Origin of the sequence: Bacillus cereus group sp. MG9, assembly GCF_040459995.1 — a bacterium.
Lineage (GTDB): Bacteria > Bacillota > Bacilli > Bacillales > Bacillaceae_G > Bacillus_A > Bacillus_A mycoides.
In genome coordinates this window covers 3,173,443-3,189,013 of record NZ_JARVHC010000001.1, presented here as the reverse complement: position 1 = coordinate 3,189,013, position 15,571 = coordinate 3,173,443, and the positions used below count along the sequence as shown (strand labels likewise).

The window sequence follows — 15,571 nt, the reverse complement described above, 5'->3', positions numbered from 1 at the left end:
ACTAGATTATAAATTTGGGAGGGATTTTAAAGATGAATTAATCTGTATGCCAAAATATTTTTATTCTAAGTTGTGTCTGTGGAAATGACAAGAAGTAAATTCGATAAACAAGTGAATTAAAGGGGAAGGGCGGATTACAATGATATTACACGCAAAATCGTTCCACAATAAAGATAAAATCCAACGTGCTAAAATAGGACTGCAACTCTTTCTGAGTATCTTAATCATTACTTCTATTATCCTAAATGTAGTAGTAATAATTACTAAAAGTATGCCGCTTATTGTGGTATATATGTTTATCCCAGCATTTTCTTCTATTTTGACTCGCATAATACTGAAAGAAGGGTTTAAAGATGTATCTTTTAGTCTCGGTAACTTAAAGATATGGAAGGGGATTGGTTTTGCTCTGCTAATACCTATGATTATTTGTGGAATTACTTATTCTATCGCCTGGTTGAGCGGGATTGCGGGGTTTCAGCATCCCGAAGGTGGTATGTTAGAACCAATCTACAATATACTTGGGCTTCAGTATCTAACGGCACCATTCAGTTTCATTTATCTAGTAGTATTGAGCGGCATTTTAGGGAGTTTGCTTAACTTAATCCCAGTTTTGGGAGAAGAAATGGGTTGGCGAGGTTATATGCTCACAAGGCTAGTCGATGCAGAGTTTTCACGGCCCATCCTTATTAGTGGATTGATTTGGGCAACGTGGCATGTTCCAATTGTTATTGCTGGTCTATATGTAGAGGGAACATCTGTCCTTCTTTCAGTACTTGGCATCTATTTTTGTATTGTGCCATTCAGTTATATTACAGCTTATTTACGACTTATCACAGGTAGCGTTTGGCCTTCGGTTATCATCCATACTACTTGGAATGCCATTATTCAAGGACCTTTCGCACGTGCAAGTACAGGATATCAAACTGAGATTTGGATTGGAGAATCTGGCTTGATAACTGCTATTATTATCTTAATTACTGCAATAATTACGTCTCGAATAGTAAATCTTACTAAATAGCATACGGATGTGTTTTAAATTCAATTAGTGAAATATGACGAGGCGCAATTATGGATGCTCAAAGACATGAAAGTAATACAAATGAGATTCTTATTTCTGCTGAGAACTATTGAGCAGATGAAGTACGTGATTGCTCGTGAATTAGGAGTCACATTAGGACCGGATACATCAGCACGTGCAAATGGTTCTGTCGGTGGAGAAATTACAAAACGCTTAGTTCGAATGACAGAAGAACAATTAACAGGACAATATAGGTTACAGTAAGTTAAGGTGATAAATAAAAAAACATATATGGATTCTTTTCAGACTGTGGAGAAAATCTTCTCCACAGTCTGTTTTTGTGTAAAAAGAGGAGTAAGGACTTCTGGAAGAAATACAACGGATACTGAATTAAAGCATGGATTCAATCCTTCTGATTTCATCAGTACTCCAGTTGAAAGTTTTTACAATAAGTATAGCGTTTTTTTATTTTGAGGATATAATTTTAACTTCGCTTGATGAGCATGTGGCGTTACCCTATTATGTTTTTCTTATGACTATCAATCGAATATCAAAAATTATATAATGACCGAAATATATTTTTCGGAAATTTTTTTTTTTTTTTTTATTATTAATTATCTATCTGAATATATAATTTCATTGAATAGATAAATTATTGACAAAGAGAGGGGTCTATAAAATGAATTTCATTGCAAAATTAATAAACCGCTTATTTTATAATACTATCAGTATAAAAACGTGATGTCTTTTATAACAACGAGGGTTATTTAAGGGGGCAGTTCATTTTTCTAATGAGGAATTGGAGCTGTTTTTATGATGGAATATACTTTCACTTTTAGGAACGGATATTTTCAAATGCTAACCCTTAATGAAATAATGATATGTTATAATTTTCATAATATATATGCAAAGAAGGGATGGAATAAGCACACAAATAAAGGTAACACCGGAACAATTAGAACAAGCTGCTAAAACCGTAAGCAATACGAGATCATCATTAGAATATATACATAAAGATTTATACTCTCAAATTGAATATATAGCTTCTCAGTGGAGCGGAGCAAGCAGTGATCGTTTCTATCAGATGTTTAATGAAGCAAAACCAATGATGTTTAACATTTTGCAAGAATTAGATAAAATCGCAGTAGAATTAGAACGTGCAGCTGTTAAATTCCGAGAAGCGGATGAATCGTATGACGGAAATTTAGTTGACTCTGATATTCAAGAAGGAGCCATGTGTGGAAAACTCCCTCCAAAATCAGAAGAGTCATTTTTCAATAAAAAGGATTTAAATGCTGCGTGGACTGGTATTTCTACTGGTTTTGTAGATGGTGTTGTAGATGCATGGAAAGGATTCGTAGCTTTAGGAGATAAAGAAACTTGGTTAAATATGCGAGATGCGATTGTAAACTATAGAGAGACTATTCCTGCTGCATGGAACACTGTATCAGATACATTTATGAATAATTTTTGGAATGGAGATCTGGAAAGCAGAGAACATTATGCAGCTTACGCAGTCACTACGCTACTCACAGGCTTTGTTGGTAGCAAAGGTCTAGATAAAGTAGGGCAAGCAGGTAAGGTTGCTGCTATTACAGGTTTTACTAAAGGGAAATCACTTGTGACTAATTCTCCGGCATACAGAAATGCACTACACATATTAAATAACTATGAATTTAAAGCTGGTAATCACCTTTCATATGCGGGAGTCGGAAGTATTCAAAAGTACTTGCAGAAAGCAGCTCCATATACTTATGAGGGTCCAAATGGTCCGAAAACAATAAGAGTAAGATTGGGTGAGTTAGCGGGAAATAAACATCCAGTTACAGGAATTCCGTATGATTTAGATGGTTTCCCTATTTTTAAACCTGTTTCTGAAATTAAATTAAAAGAAGCTGAGTTTAAAAAATCTAGACCAACACATGATAGAATATGTAGTAAAGCATTATATGAACAAATAAGGAAAGATCCTAAGTTAGCTGCAAAATTCACTGAAGAAGAAATAGAGTTATTTAAGCTAGGCGAGGTACCAGAAAATTATACATGGCATCATCATCAAGAAGCAGGACGAATGCAACTTGTTGATTATGAAACACATAGGAAAACAGGTCACACTGGTGGATATAAAATTTGGGGAAAAGACAGCGATAAGTAAGGAGGAGTATATATGAGCAACGTTACTTGGATTGGAGTAAATAAAAAAGAAATTACAGACGAAAACATTCAGAAAGTAGAACAATATTTCAATATTAAATTCCCTATGGATTTTGTAGAATGTGTGAAAAAATATGATAGTGGTTATCCAAGACCAAAAATATTTGATGTACCAGGACAGGATGAGAATGTATTTAGTAAGCTTTTAACTTTTGATTTAGAAAATAGAAATTCAATCATTCAAGTTTATGATGATATAAAAGATAGATTAGCAAATAAAGTATATCCCTTTGGTAAGGATTCATTTGGAAATCATCTGTGTTTTGACTACCGTAGCAATCCTGAATCACCGACAGTAGTATTTTGGGAGCATGAGGAAGAAAACATAGAGGAAGCAATATATCCTGTTTGCTCAACATTTACAGAATTGCTTGCTAGTCTACGTGATTTCGAAGAAGAAGATTGAGGGAACTAAAAAAACGTCCTAGAATTCTAGGACGTTTTTTTATGATTTACTAATTTTCTAACCATCATCCGCTTTCTCAAGTTTAATTACGATTACTTTTTTGGATTACCTTTATATTACAGCATCAACAGTTACTGTAGCTGAACGAGCTTTGAACAAGATTACTGGAGATACGGAAACAACATGGATCCAAGAAAATCAATATCTGTGATAAGAAGGGAGGTTAACTTCCATTCTTTCAAGTTTTCGTTAAATTCCGATTTAATGAACACTTGGATAATATACGTATCTCTCCCTTCTTTATTTTTTAACTAAAAGAATTAATTATAGGTATAATATTCATGAAGTAATTATTACTTTGTACACAGTTATGAATTTATTTGTATGATGGTGTGATTTTTGAAAAAAGAACAAAGAAATTATTAACTATAAAGGTAAATAATGAAGTAAATATAAAAGTAATACAAACAAAAGCGAATATAGATAAAAATTTATTTATACGAAAAAAATAGATGTGATTAGATTATCAGAGAAAATTCAATAACTTCAATTGTGAAAAGATAAAAAAGGAGCGGAAATACGCTCCTTTTTTATTTACCTTACTATTTTTAGGGGAATTATATGGATAACACTTTTATTAATGGAAATGTATTTAATTTTTTTCTGGAATATATGTGAAATGTTGTATAAAATAATCAAGAAAGTCAAAAATTATGGGGGGAAGTTGTGAAAAAAAATAAGAGTTTAATAAGTTTTTTAGGAGTGTGTATCATGTTGTTTTCTTTTTGTTTCCAGGGAAATGTACAGGCAGATGTAAATACTGTTCAATCTGGAAAAATAAAATCAGGAAACGTAACGGTATGGGAAGTAGGCAATGTAGCGAAAGTGTTAGCAGATGTAGAGCGCTTGAATTTAAATACGGTGAATGTACCTATTCAAGTAGATATTTCGGATGTGAATTCGGCTAATATGATAATTAATCAGGCGCAAAAGAAACAAGCTATTATTTTAATTCAAGAATTATTAAAGCGTAATATACAAGTTATATTGGAGCCGTTTCCGTTTATTCAGCAAGGAAATATTGGAGAAACAGAGTGGAACCCTAGTAATATTAACGATTTCTTCTGGAATTGGAAAACGGTTGTTTTACAAGATATTTTTAATTCCATTACAAGTAAGTACAATGTTTATGGGCTGAAAATCGCTTCAAATTTCGTGAATATGGAATATGCAGAAGGATATTGGAATGATACGATTAATTTTGTTCGCCAGCAGTATAAAGGAAATGTTTTGTATCAAATGAATTGGTGGTTAACTGCAAGCTTTGATCCTTATTTTGAGGCGAAATTTAAAGAGAAAATAAATCGCCCGTATTTAAAAAAGGTGGACATTGTAAGTATTGATAGTTGGTTTGAAGTTTCAGGAAAAAGAAATCCATCATACGAAGAAGTAAAACAAAGCTTATTTGCGACGACAGTATACAATCGTGGCCAAAATGTCGTTCAGCAACTTGAGACATTACATAAAACAACTGGAAAGCCAGTTTATTTTGGTGGATTTAATGTGCCAGCACGTGAACTTGGACTACAAAGCCCGTGGAACCCAGATGTTACGAATGTGTTTTCGAAAGATGTACAACTTAACGGGTGGCGTGCTTACCGAGATGTATTAGAAGCGAAGCCATATTTTAAAGGTTTTTCAATTTGGTTTATCGGATCTAATGATAGTAATCATTCATATCAAATACATAGTAAAGAAGCAGAGACAGTTATTAATGGCTGGTATCGAAAATAAATTTTATAAAATAGGTAAGTTTTAGAATCTATTACATATATTTTAGTGAAAGGCCTTTCACCATCTTATCACCTAGGGGGCAATCATAATGAAATTTTTGTCATACCTTACAGTAATTTTGGTGATTCTTGGCGGTTTGAATTGGTTGTTTGTGGCGTTAGATTATAATGTAGTTGAGAAATGGTTTGGTTCTATGCCGGCGCTTGTGGATACTATTTATTGGCTCTTTGGTCTTTCAGCTATTTATCAAATTTTCGATCGGTTCTTTACGAGTAAGTAGCTATTATACTTAATTACTAGAGTGTTAAGTACGATTATGTACTTAACACTTTTTTGTATGTTTATAAAAAGCAGGGTGCACATGCAAGCGATTCCATTGCGTCTTGCACCGTAATAACGGAAAACAAATTGACCGTGTATTGTATATAGGTTATAATTCAGAAAGTTTAAAAAATAATAAAAATGAGAAATAGGGAGGTTATCTGGGTGATGGAGAGAGTGCATAATTTTTCAGCAGGACCATCTATACTCCCTTTGCCAGTTTTAGAGAAAGTGCAAAAGGAGCTTGTAAATTATAACGGGACAGGCATGTCTGTTATGGAAATGAGCCATAGATCTTCTTATTTCCAAAGTATTATTGATGAAGCAAGTAGCTTACTTCGTGAATTAATGAACATTCCTGATGAGTATGAAGTTTTATTTTTACAGGGCGGTGCGTCATTACAATTTTCTATGATACCGTTAAATTTAATGAGTACGTATAAAAAAGCTGGGTACGTACTGACAGGTTCATGGTCTAAAAAGGCGCTGCAAGAAGCCGGAAAAGTAGGAGAAGTACAAGTGATTGCTTCTTCTGAAAAAGAGAAGTTTACTACAATTCCTAAAATGGATGATTTACCAAATGATGAAGAACTAGATTATGTACATATTACAACGAACAATACAATTGAGGGGACAAAATATGTGGATATTCCACAGTTAGAAAGAGTGCCGCTTGTTGCGGATATGTCCTCAAATATTTTATCAGAACAATATGATGTTACGAAGTTTGGTCTCATATATGCGGGTGCGCAAAAGAATTTAGGGCCAGCGGGTTTAACGATTGTAATTATAAAAAGAGATTTAATTGGCAGTGCAAATAGTGCTTGTCCTACGATGTTAAACTATGAAACTTACAGTAAAAATAACTCCCTATATAATACACCGCCAACCTTTAGTATTTATGTAGCAAAACTTGTACTAGAGTGGTTGAAAGAACAAGGCGGGGTATCTGCGATTGAAGAACAAAATAGAATGAAATCTTCACTTCTTTACAATTTTTTAGATGAATCTAAATTGTTTACTTCACCAGTTGACCCTACGTATCGATCACTTATGAATATTCCGTTTACAACACCGTCAGAAGAGCTTAACAATCAGTTTTTACAAAAATCGAAAGAACGCGGCCTTGTTACGTTAAAAGGACATCGTTCAGTCGGTGGTATGCGCGCTAGTGTTTACAATGCGATGCCAACCCAAGGTGTACAAGAATTAGTAGACTATATGAAGGAATTTGAGCTTGAAAATAGATAGGGAGATGGGGATATGTTTCGTGTTCAGACGTTAAATCAAATTGCCGAAAAGGGTTTGCAAATTTTTGATGGGAATCGCTATGAAATTGGAGACAAAGTAGGTCATCCAGATGGTATTTTACTTCGCAGCTATTCTTTACACCAAGAAGAGTTTTCAGAAGATTTAAAGGCGATTGCAAGAGCTGGTGCCGGTGTAAATAATATTCCTGTTGAGCGTTGTACGGAAAAAGGGATTGTAGTATTTAATACGCCAGGGGCTAATGCGAATGCAGTGAAGGAACTTATTATCGCAAGCCTTATTATGTCTTCCCGTAATATTATAAATGGAGTGAGCTGGACGAAAGAGTTGGATGGAGAAGAAGTACCACAGCTTGTTGAAGCAGGGAAAAAGCAATTCGTTGGGTCAGAAATTGCAGGGAAACGTTTAGGTGTTATCGGTCTTGGCGCAATTGGTGCTTTAGTTGCGAACGATGCGTTATCTTTAGGGATGGACGTTGTCGGATACGACCCATATATATCTGTTGAAACAGCATGGCGTCTTTCTACGCAAGTACAAAGAGCGTTTAGCCTAGATGAAATCTTTGCAACGTGTGATTATATTACACTGCATATTCCTCTTACGAACCAAACGAAGGGGATTATTGGTGAACACGCTATAGAGACGATGAAAAAAGGAATGCGTCTATTCAATTTCTCAAGAGGAGAACTTGTAGATGAAACAGCTCTTCAAAAAGCGTTAGAAGAAGATATTATTACACATTACGTAACGGATTTCCCGAATGAAAATGTGATAAAGATGAAAAATGTAACAGCAACGCCTCATCTTGGTGCATCTACGTCTGAATCTGAAGAAAATTGTGCAGTAATGGCTGCACGTCAATTACGTGAATATTTAGAGACAGGTAATATTCGTAATTCAGTAAACTATCCAAACGTAGAACTTCCGTACATTGGAAAAAAACGAATTACAATTATGCATCAAAACGTTCCGAACATGGTAGGACAAATTACAGGATGCTTAGCAGAACATCATATTAATATTGCGGATATGATTAATCGTAGTAAACATTCTTGGGCGTACACAATGATTGATATTGATAACGGAATTGATGATATAATGAAAGAGAATATTGTGGAAAATATAAGCAAAATCACAGGTGTTGTAGCTGTTCGAATGATTGTGTAAAGGAGAGAGAAACTTGGCAAAAATCCGACCGTTTCGTGCTATTCGTCCAGTAGAAGGTAAAGCAGCACAAGTAGCAGCTTTACCGTATGACGTATTAAATAGTGAAGAGGCAAGAGAAGTTGTAAAAGGGAATCCATATTCTTTCTTACACGTTGATAAAGCAGAAATTGATTTAGACCCGGCACTTTCACCGTACGATGATCGCGTATATGAAAAAGCGGGTGAAAATTTAAAGCAATTTATACAAAAAGAAGTGTTCGTTCAAGATGAGGAGCCAGCGCTTTACATTTATGAACTGACGATGCAAGGAAGAACGCAGTCAGGCCTTGTCGTTTGTACATCGATTGACGAGTATGAAGATGATACAATTAAAAAACATGAAAGAACGCGTCATGAAAAAGAACTTGATCGTATTCGCCACGTAGATGTGTGTGACGCAAATACGGGGCCAATCTTTTTAACGTATCGTACAAAAGAAGAAGTGAAACGTTTCATTGCAAGCTGGAAAGAAGAACATGCGCCAATCTTTACATTTACAGCAGAAGATGGCGTTAGGCATGTTGCGTGGAAGATTGCAGATGAAGAGGTAATTACGACTTTAGTAAATGCATTTGAAGACATTCCCAATCTTTATATTGCAGATGGACATCACCGCTCTGCATCAGCTGCAAAAGTAGGGCTAATGCGAAGAGAGCAATATCCGAATTACACAGGAGAAGAGGAATTCAATTTCTTCCTATCTGTTTTATTCCCTCATGATGAATTATCAATTTGGGACTATAACCGGGTTGTGAAAGATTTAAATGGCTTATCAGTAGAGCAATTTTTAAAGCAAGTTGCGCAATATTTTTATGTGGAAGAAGCAGGGGTTTCACCGTATAAACCAAATGAGCCAAAATCATTTGGAATGTATGTAAACGAGAAGTGGTATAAGCTCACTGTGAAAGAGGAAACGTTTGATGCGAATGATCTCGTTAAAGGTTTAGATGTATCTATTCTGCAAGATCATTTATTAAGCCAAGTACTTGAAATACATGATCCACGATCTGATTCACGCATTGATTTTGTCGGAGGAATCCGCGGATTAGAAGAATTAGAACGCCTTGTAAATAGCGGTGAATATAAAGCAGCGTTTTCATTATATCCGACATCAATGGAAGCTTTATTATCAATCGCAGACGCAGGGGAAGTTATGCCGCCAAAATCAACGTGGTTTGAACCGAAACTGCGCAGTGGGTTGTTTGTTCATTCGTTAAAATAAATATAGACTTCTTTAGATTGAAAAACCGAAATGATTATAGTTTCGGTTTTTCTTATTTTGGCTCAGTTAACGTTACATGTTGATTTTCATGTTAAGATTGAAATATGTAACGACAGGTCGCTACAAAAAACGGAGGAAATACGATGAAAGTGCAACTGCAAGAAAGTTTTTATGTTGAGTTGAAAAATGCAATTCGTTGTCATTATAACGAACTTATAACTAGGTGCGGTGTTGACACGATATATGGGTACTCCATATTAACAGACGATTGTGTCAATAGCATTGGACCAGTGGCTAATAAAGAAAGACTAATCAAAGTTAATAAGTCGGACCCTTTATACAATTATTATAGATACGGAGCTGTTGAGTGGAGCGAATGGGACGATTTTGGAATGTTTGATGAAGTGAACAAAATTATCAAGAAATATCATGATATCGTCGAAGATGACTTTAACATACGAGTAAATACACTGTTGAAAGAAACGTTAAATGTGTTAATGGAACTTGAATCAGAAGGCTTGTTTGGAGACAGAGATGATAATCGATTTATTGTCATTTGTGTAACTGATTCATCGAACGAAATCATGATTGAATCAGCTCGATTGCTTAATACATTAAAGACATACGAAGAATATGCTTCAGAATTTGCATAAGAATGAATATAAGTAAAACTGCGCTCTATAAGAGGCAATTTTCATTTAATCAAAAGTCACAAATTAATAGTAACAATTCGTTGTGACGTAACCATTGAACAATTTGAACCCGATGAAAAACATCGTACAAAAATTATTGCGATGTTTATATGTAGGAACCAACTTGAAAAAGAAGTTATGAAGGGGAGTTTTTCGGGGATTATTCTTTAGTAAGTAGGAAAAGTAATGAATAGGTGGGGGCCATGTCTCTCGGGCTTAGATTTTTAATTCCCTCCATAATTAAAATTTTACACATTGCTGAATACTGATAATAAGACGTTATGTAATATACTCTGTTCTTTTCTTAACTAATAGAAGAATAGTTGAATAAGCTCGTCAACAAAAAAAGGACATTCCTAGTATTACAAGAAATGTCCTTTCCACTAAATTATAGGATATTTTGCTAAAATTCAAACTCTAAAATTAGTTTACTGGTTTGACCTGTAAACTGATAATTATAGGACCCTCTCAGATTTTCTAAGTTACCAGTAGCTTTAATAATTGTTCCTGGGGAATCTAGATTTCCTTTATCAAATATTCCTTGCTCTATAGCTGTAAATGTCCCTTGTTGCCCCTTATAAATTCCTTCAAAGTGTAAAAATCCAGAAATTTTAGCAGTAGCCAAGTGACCATCATTTATATTTGAGTCTAAATAATATAATAAGTATTCAACAAAAGCTTTTCCTTTTAATTCACCATCAATATCATATTCAACATGGGCAATATTAATAGGGAAATCTTTTCTAGTATCATCGATTAGTTTTTCATCCCATTTACTTACTGTAAATGTTACTTCCATAAACGTAATCTCCCTCCAATTATATACTTTTAAAAAGTATCAATTCACAGTCATATCTCATAGGAGTGATTTTATTTATTGGGGTCCTTTCATGTCGCTATCAAGCTAACCAAAATAAAATACTCTCTAAAATGAAAAAACACGCTATTTTTTCTGTAGGATCAGGAAAATGGCTATACTTATTTAAAGTTTTCCTTTATTCCACGCCACTCTCTAAAATAGAGAAAGATCCATTTTCACAATCAATTTCTGCCAACGCACCGTAAGGCAAAATAAACTTCGGTTCGGTATGGCCAAAATTTAAATTATAAAGAATCGGCAAATCTTCTAAGTTATGTTCTTTCATAACTTGCAGTATTTCGTGTTTATATTCTTCATAATACTTTTCGTCTTTTGGTTTACCAAAAATGATGCCTTTTGCTTTTTGTAGAATGCCTTGCGCTGCATAATTCCGTAACCAATACTTTATATAACTTGGTTCTGGATGGTCTTCAGAAGTTTCAAAGAAAAGGATACTATTCTCCCAATGTTTTTTCTTAGGCCAAAGTTCCGTTCCTTTTGCAAATTCCAGTACTTCCATACAACCACCAATTAAACGCCCTTGTACAGTAGTAGAGCCTTGAAGTAGCTCATATCCATTGTTTTGCTGCATCGTACGCCGTTGATCCTTATTCGCCTCTATCCATTCTAAACGCTCACTCGTCCATTCATGAGCTGGTTGAATCTCGCCAATATTCTCATTTGAAAAGAGAGTTCGATTCACCATTTCAATTGTATATGGATCCATCTCCACATTTTCGGCAAAATCAGTTAAGATTGCTGGACCGTAAAAAGAGGGAATTCCTGCTTTATGACAAAACAAATGTGAAACGGTATCGTCAGAGTAGCCCATAAAGATTTTCGGATTTTCGCGTATAACATTAAAATCTATATAAGGAAGTAAACGGATGCTATCTTCTCCACCGATATTCGTAATAATTCCTTTAATACGAGTATCTTTAAATGCTGTCATTAAATCTTCTGCACGAGCCTCAGGGTTGTTGTAAAGGTATTCGCTACCTTTTAAACTATTTGGCATTGGGACAACCTTAAGACCGAAGACGTCTTCTAATCTTTTTACTCCTTGCTCATATCGCCATCTTAGCTTAGAATCACCAGCACCTCCCCATGAAGAACTTACTGTCGCCACAATATCTCCTGGCTGTAATCTTTTTGGTTTCATTAACATATTAATTCCGCTCCTACATAATGTAATTAACTACGACTATACAAACCGTAGAGTTGAAGAACATAGTACATGACATTTAATTTCGCCACCATTAACAAATACACCTGCTGTTATTTATGAACCTAACACTATTGTTGATTATATGAATAAGATACAATAAATCTTTTTATCAAACTTTATATTTAAAAATTACAGTATGCAACATTGCATGCGAAAGGTGGTTGCTATTTTCTATAACCTGTAACTATAATGGTTACAGGTCGGTCGATACCAATCAAACAAATAAAATCATCATGAATGGAGAGGTTACATATGGGTATGAAAAAATTAATTTTAGCAGGTGCTTTAGGGATCGCAGCATTATCAGGAACGAATTTACCAGGATTAGAACTGTCAAAAGCGAGTGCCGCTTCTATTGAATCAAATTTCTCGACGTTAGAAGGGCGAGTAGTAGAAGTAGATAACGGTGTAATTGTTGTAAAATCTAAGCAATATGAGGAACCTGTTAGTGTGTATATAGATTCCCTTTCAAATGTGAAAGTAGGGGATGAGGTTAAAGCTACTGGATCTATGATGCGTAATTTTACTGAATATATGATTGCAAATGCAGTTGAAAATACTTCAAATAAATTAGGTATGCACATGAAAGAAGACGGTTCTCCTGATTATGTGATTGGGGAAGTATCAAAAATAGGAACGATGGAAGATGAGGGGGACGGTTCTACTAAATATGTTGTAGTGCAGTATCCATCAGTAAATGGGAAGAAAGCTATTATTGAAGTGTACTTAACTAAAGGACAAGTATTTAATACGGGTGAGAAAGTAAAAATTGATATGAAGTATGTAGGCTGGGGCGGAATTTCTATTAACTACAACACAACGGATCATATCGAAAAAGTTCATGAAGTAAAGAGCAACGTTGAAAATAATGAGGATGTTTGGATTTGGTCTTAATTAGACTTCTGTAAATAACAAATGTATCACGCAGTACCTATCAAATTATCATGTGTATGACAATTTGATGGGTATTTTTTATTTTGTGTTTTTTTTGAGAATAAGGGATTTTCGATTAGAATATGATGTTTAAATCGGAGCGAGTTTAAAAAATACAATAATGAAAGAGGTGTTTAAGGATGGAGCGAGATGAGGTTTATTTACGAGCTAAAAAAAGGATGGAGAATTTAAAAGCGTTTTACATTCATTTAACGGTCTATATACTAGTTAACTTAATGCTTTTTTTTATAAATATAAGCTCTGATTCAAGCAAATTATGGTTTTTATATCCACTTGGAGGTTGGGGGATCGGTATCGTTATACACGGTTTGACAACTTTTCCATTTGGGATATTCGGAAAAGAGTGGGAAGAACGAAAGATTAAAGAATATATGGAGAAAGATAAGTAAATTTATTTCTGTAATGTATGAATATAAAAATTTATATAAATCTCTGTGCTCACACGCTTGATGCGAAGTCTATTCTATAGCTTCGCCTATTTGTTTTTTATTCGAAGTTTGTGCGAGTAAGTGTTCATATTCATTTTTTAGCGTGAATTGCATGTGAAATCAAAACTTTATTTGCAGTACATAGTCAACTACCCCCACTGAGATGAAGCGTTTCAGTGGGGGCTTGAGTTAGAACTCTAGGTCTTTTCATCTATCGCTAGACAGTTTGACGCTCTAGAATTCATGCCACCTTACGGTAACACCCCAAGTAAGTTTTTGGTTGGTACCGGCAACGAACGATTGTTTTCCCACCTGCACCACCCTTTCGAAAAAGAGCAGTTCTTCCTTGTGGAAGAAGCCACCACTCAGATGACTCCGGCGTGTGCTACAAGCCCCGACAAGTCGAGTACACATGGATGGTTGACGCACCCACTAAGCTATGCGCGAAGCAACAGCCTTACGTTTTTGCACTTCTAATAGAATCGGCGTTTTCACTTTGAGGTTGTCATCCAATTCTACAACTCTTGATTTTTCCAATGTATTCAACGCACCATTAATATCAGCATGGATACATGTTCCTGCTTTACTTTGGTACAGGCCACGAGTGATTCGTCTGCCACTAAAGCGATAATGCGCCCTATCATCCTTAGACCAAACTGGAATCGGATCTTTATCCAGAAAACTAGCTTTTGAAGTATAGCTTTCTTCTTGTTTCAAAAAACGGATGCCTTCTTTTATACATTTATTCTCAATCGCTGCAATTAGTTTATGAAATGGAATTTGAACAAACTTTTGATTATTCTTTTTTCCCATATCAGATTTTTGTTTCCAACCCGTGTTATACCCTACGACAATAGTATCTATATCGAATGCTTTCACTTTTTTGAACAACAAGCCTACAGTTTGTGAAATATAACCGTTTACTTGTCTTTCTCGTTTATGCCAAAGTGCGGCCATTTTGTTCGTTACAACACGTTTTGAAAGTCCGTTTTCCACATTTTTTTGCTTCAGATTACCTATCATTTTGTTGAAGTACTGGTTAATGGATTTTAGTTTTTTTCCATCAATTAAAAATGCATCACCTGTATTTGTTACGCAACTTAATAATCTGTCTACCCCTAAATCGCAACTCAAAGCGTTACTAGTAGTCGTGGATTGTTGCTTCATTTGAGAAACGTGCATTTCATATGTGTAATGCACCTCAAAGAACCGACCTTTTTGCTTCGGTACAATCTCAATGTAGGAGATTTTTTATTTCTTAAGTTCTTTGGCATACGTATTTTAATGGAACCGAATTTTTTCCTGAATGCAACATTCATCGGAATCATCCAATACCCGTTATCATCCACTTTTGGAACTTGATAGATTTCAATAATTCGTTTGTCCGTTGAACGAGAATAATTTGGAAACTTAGGACGACCTGTGAAGGTTTCAGGATTTTTCTTCCACTGTTCCCATGCTTTAAAAAAGCTCTTCACTTCTGTAAATAAGGCTCTACGAATCGCTTGAACAGAGTTTGATTGAATGCCCCAGTAGTTCATATCAGCCTGCATGGCATTGTCCACTTCTTTTACAGTAGCCATTTTATTATGGTTCAAATAACTTTGTTTAATCGTGTACAATCCAACATTTCGCAATGCTTTTGAACTATGTGACATGCGTTGCAGTAAACGAAATTCTTTAGCTGTGAGGCAAGCCTGTCCGATATTCTGTTTCTGCGTGAATCGTTGTATGTTTTCTCTTTTCTTTTGTTTACGTAATACTTTCACTGCTTTCTTTTTAACCATCGTTTTCACCACCTTTCTTAGAGATTTCATTAAAATTATTTTTGATAAATCAATATTTGGAACGAAACGGAACAAAATATGAACATGTTCTTCAGCGTAATTCCATTCTTCTACAGTAATTCCTTTTGGCTCAAGTGACCGAATGATTATTATTATCCAATTTCGTTGTCTTA

13 protein-coding genes and 3 pseudogenes are annotated in these 15,571 nt (G+C 34.9%); 13 read left to right on the top strand and 3 right to left on the bottom strand.

The window, feature by feature from the left end; all coding sequences use genetic code 11:
- The first annotated feature begins 139 nt into the window (after positions 1 to 139).
- The 11 genes and pseudogenes from QCI77_RS16350 to QCI77_RS16300 all read left to right on the top strand — a co-directional run.
- Entirely contained in the window at positions 140 to 1,018 is an 879-nt protein-coding gene (locus tag QCI77_RS16350) for a CPBP family intramembrane glutamic endopeptidase (RefSeq protein ID WP_061675249.1), read from the top strand.
- A 50-nt stretch (positions 1,019 to 1,068) separates the two neighbouring features.
- Positions 1,069 to 1,282: pseudogene (locus tag QCI77_RS16345) on the top strand (alpha/beta-type small acid-soluble spore protein).
- Between the two features lie 658 nt (positions 1,283 to 1,940).
- Positions 1,941 to 3,173, top strand: a complete 1,233-nt coding sequence (locus QCI77_RS16340; protein ID WP_012261255.1) for a WXG100 family type VII secretion target — start codon at positions 1,941 to 1,943, stop codon at positions 3,171 to 3,173.
- Positions 3,174 to 3,185: 12 nt separating this feature from the next.
- On the top strand, positions 3,186 to 3,638 hold the full coding sequence (locus QCI77_RS16335) for an SMI1/KNR4 family protein (protein ID WP_012261254.1): 453 nt from the start codon (positions 3,186 to 3,188) through the stop codon (positions 3,636 to 3,638).
- Between the two features lie 726 nt (positions 3,639 to 4,364).
- On the top strand, positions 4,365 to 5,432 hold the full coding sequence (locus QCI77_RS16330; RefSeq protein WP_353825237.1) for a glycoside hydrolase family 113: 1,068 nt from the start codon (positions 4,365 to 4,367) through the stop codon (positions 5,430 to 5,432).
- 88 nt (positions 5,433 to 5,520) lie between these two features.
- Positions 5,521 to 5,712, top strand: coding sequence for a DUF378 domain-containing protein (locus QCI77_RS16325; RefSeq protein WP_002084566.1), 192 nt, complete (start codon positions 5,521 to 5,523; stop codon positions 5,710 to 5,712).
- 209 nt (positions 5,713 to 5,921) lie between these two features.
- Complete coding sequence (gene serC / locus QCI77_RS16320; RefSeq protein ID WP_113769992.1) at positions 5,922 to 7,004, top strand: 3-phosphoserine/phosphohydroxythreonine transaminase; 1,083 nt, start codon at positions 5,922 to 5,924, stop codon at positions 7,002 to 7,004.
- Between the two features lie 12 nt (positions 7,005 to 7,016).
- Positions 7,017 to 8,189: a 3-phosphoglycerate dehydrogenase family protein gene (locus tag QCI77_RS16315; RefSeq protein WP_002185427.1), complete on the top strand. Its 1,173-nt coding sequence runs from the start codon at positions 7,017 to 7,019 to the stop codon at positions 8,187 to 8,189.
- Between the two features lie 13 nt (positions 8,190 to 8,202).
- Positions 8,203 to 9,450 (top strand): DUF1015 domain-containing protein, encoded by a 1,248-nt coding sequence (locus QCI77_RS16310; protein ID WP_353825236.1) that lies wholly within the window; start codon positions 8,203 to 8,205, stop codon positions 9,448 to 9,450.
- A 143-nt stretch (positions 9,451 to 9,593) separates the two neighbouring features.
- Positions 9,594 to 10,103, top strand: a complete 510-nt coding sequence (locus QCI77_RS16305; protein ID WP_016101046.1) for a DUF4303 domain-containing protein — start codon at positions 9,594 to 9,596, stop codon at positions 10,101 to 10,103.
- A 72-nt stretch (positions 10,104 to 10,175) separates the two neighbouring features.
- Positions 10,176 to 10,313 (top strand): annotated as a pseudogene (locus QCI77_RS16300) (enoyl-CoA hydratase); the annotation flags it as partial.
- Between the two features lie 232 nt (positions 10,314 to 10,545).
- On the opposite strand, the gene QCI77_RS16295 reads toward QCI77_RS16300, so the two are convergent.
- Together QCI77_RS16295 and QCI77_RS16290 are read right to left on the bottom strand one after the other, a co-directional pair.
- Complete coding sequence (locus QCI77_RS16295; protein ID WP_000454079.1) at positions 10,546 to 10,941, bottom strand: DUF3224 domain-containing protein; 396 nt, start codon at positions 10,939 to 10,941, stop codon at positions 10,546 to 10,548.
- A 196-nt stretch (positions 10,942 to 11,137) separates the two neighbouring features.
- Positions 11,138 to 12,169 (bottom strand): S66 family peptidase, encoded by a 1,032-nt coding sequence (locus QCI77_RS16290; RefSeq protein ID WP_113769941.1) that lies wholly within the window; start codon positions 12,167 to 12,169, stop codon positions 11,138 to 11,140.
- Between the two features lie 312 nt (positions 12,170 to 12,481).
- On the opposite strand from QCI77_RS16290, the gene QCI77_RS16285 reads away from it, so the two are divergent.
- Positions 12,482 to 13,123, top strand: a complete 642-nt coding sequence (locus QCI77_RS16285; protein ID WP_113769942.1) for an ATP F0F1 synthase subunit alpha — start codon at positions 12,482 to 12,484, stop codon at positions 13,121 to 13,123.
- A 179-nt stretch (positions 13,124 to 13,302) separates the two neighbouring features.
- Positions 13,303 to 13,572 carry a 2TM domain-containing protein gene (locus tag QCI77_RS16280; protein WP_002128109.1) on the top strand — a complete coding sequence of 90 codons (270 nt, stop codon included), beginning with the start codon at positions 13,303 to 13,305 and terminating at the stop codon, positions 13,570 to 13,572.
- A gap of 471 nt (positions 13,573 to 14,043) precedes the next feature.
- Here QCI77_RS16280 and QCI77_RS16275 read toward each other — a convergent pair.
- A pseudogene (locus QCI77_RS16275) lies at positions 14,044 to 15,518 on the bottom strand (RNA-guided endonuclease TnpB family protein).
- Positions 15,519 to 15,571 lie beyond the last annotated feature (53 nt).

Bases quoted from the DNA above. Each gene is read 5' to 3' on its own strand.
- QCI77_RS16295 (WP_000454079.1), bottom strand. From the start codon at position 10,941: ATGGAAGTAACATTTACAGTAAGTAAATGGGATGAAAAACTAATCGAT.
- QCI77_RS16350 (WP_061675249.1), top strand. From the start codon at position 140: ATGATATTACACGCAAAATCGTTCCACAATAAAGATAAAATCCAACGT.
- QCI77_RS16285 (WP_113769942.1), top strand. From the start codon at position 12,482: ATGGGTATGAAAAAATTAATTTTAGCAGGTGCTTTAGGGATCGCAGCA.
- QCI77_RS16305 (WP_016101046.1), top strand. From the start codon at position 9,594: ATGAAAGTGCAACTGCAAGAAAGTTTTTATGTTGAGTTGAAAAATGCA.
- QCI77_RS16325 (WP_002084566.1), top strand. From the start codon at position 5,521: ATGAAATTTTTGTCATACCTTACAGTAATTTTGGTGATTCTTGGCGGT.
- QCI77_RS16290 (WP_113769941.1), bottom strand. From the start codon at position 12,169: ATGTTAATGAAACCAAAAAGATTACAGCCAGGAGATATTGTGGCGACA.
- QCI77_RS16335 (WP_012261254.1), top strand. From the start codon at position 3,186: ATGAGCAACGTTACTTGGATTGGAGTAAATAAAAAAGAAATTACAGAC.
- serC (WP_113769992.1), top strand. From the start codon at position 5,922: ATGGAGAGAGTGCATAATTTTTCAGCAGGACCATCTATACTCCCTTTG.
- QCI77_RS16315 (WP_002185427.1), top strand. From the start codon at position 7,017: ATGTTTCGTGTTCAGACGTTAAATCAAATTGCCGAAAAGGGTTTGCAA.
- QCI77_RS16280 (WP_002128109.1), top strand. From the start codon at position 13,303: ATGGAGCGAGATGAGGTTTATTTACGAGCTAAAAAAAGGATGGAGAAT.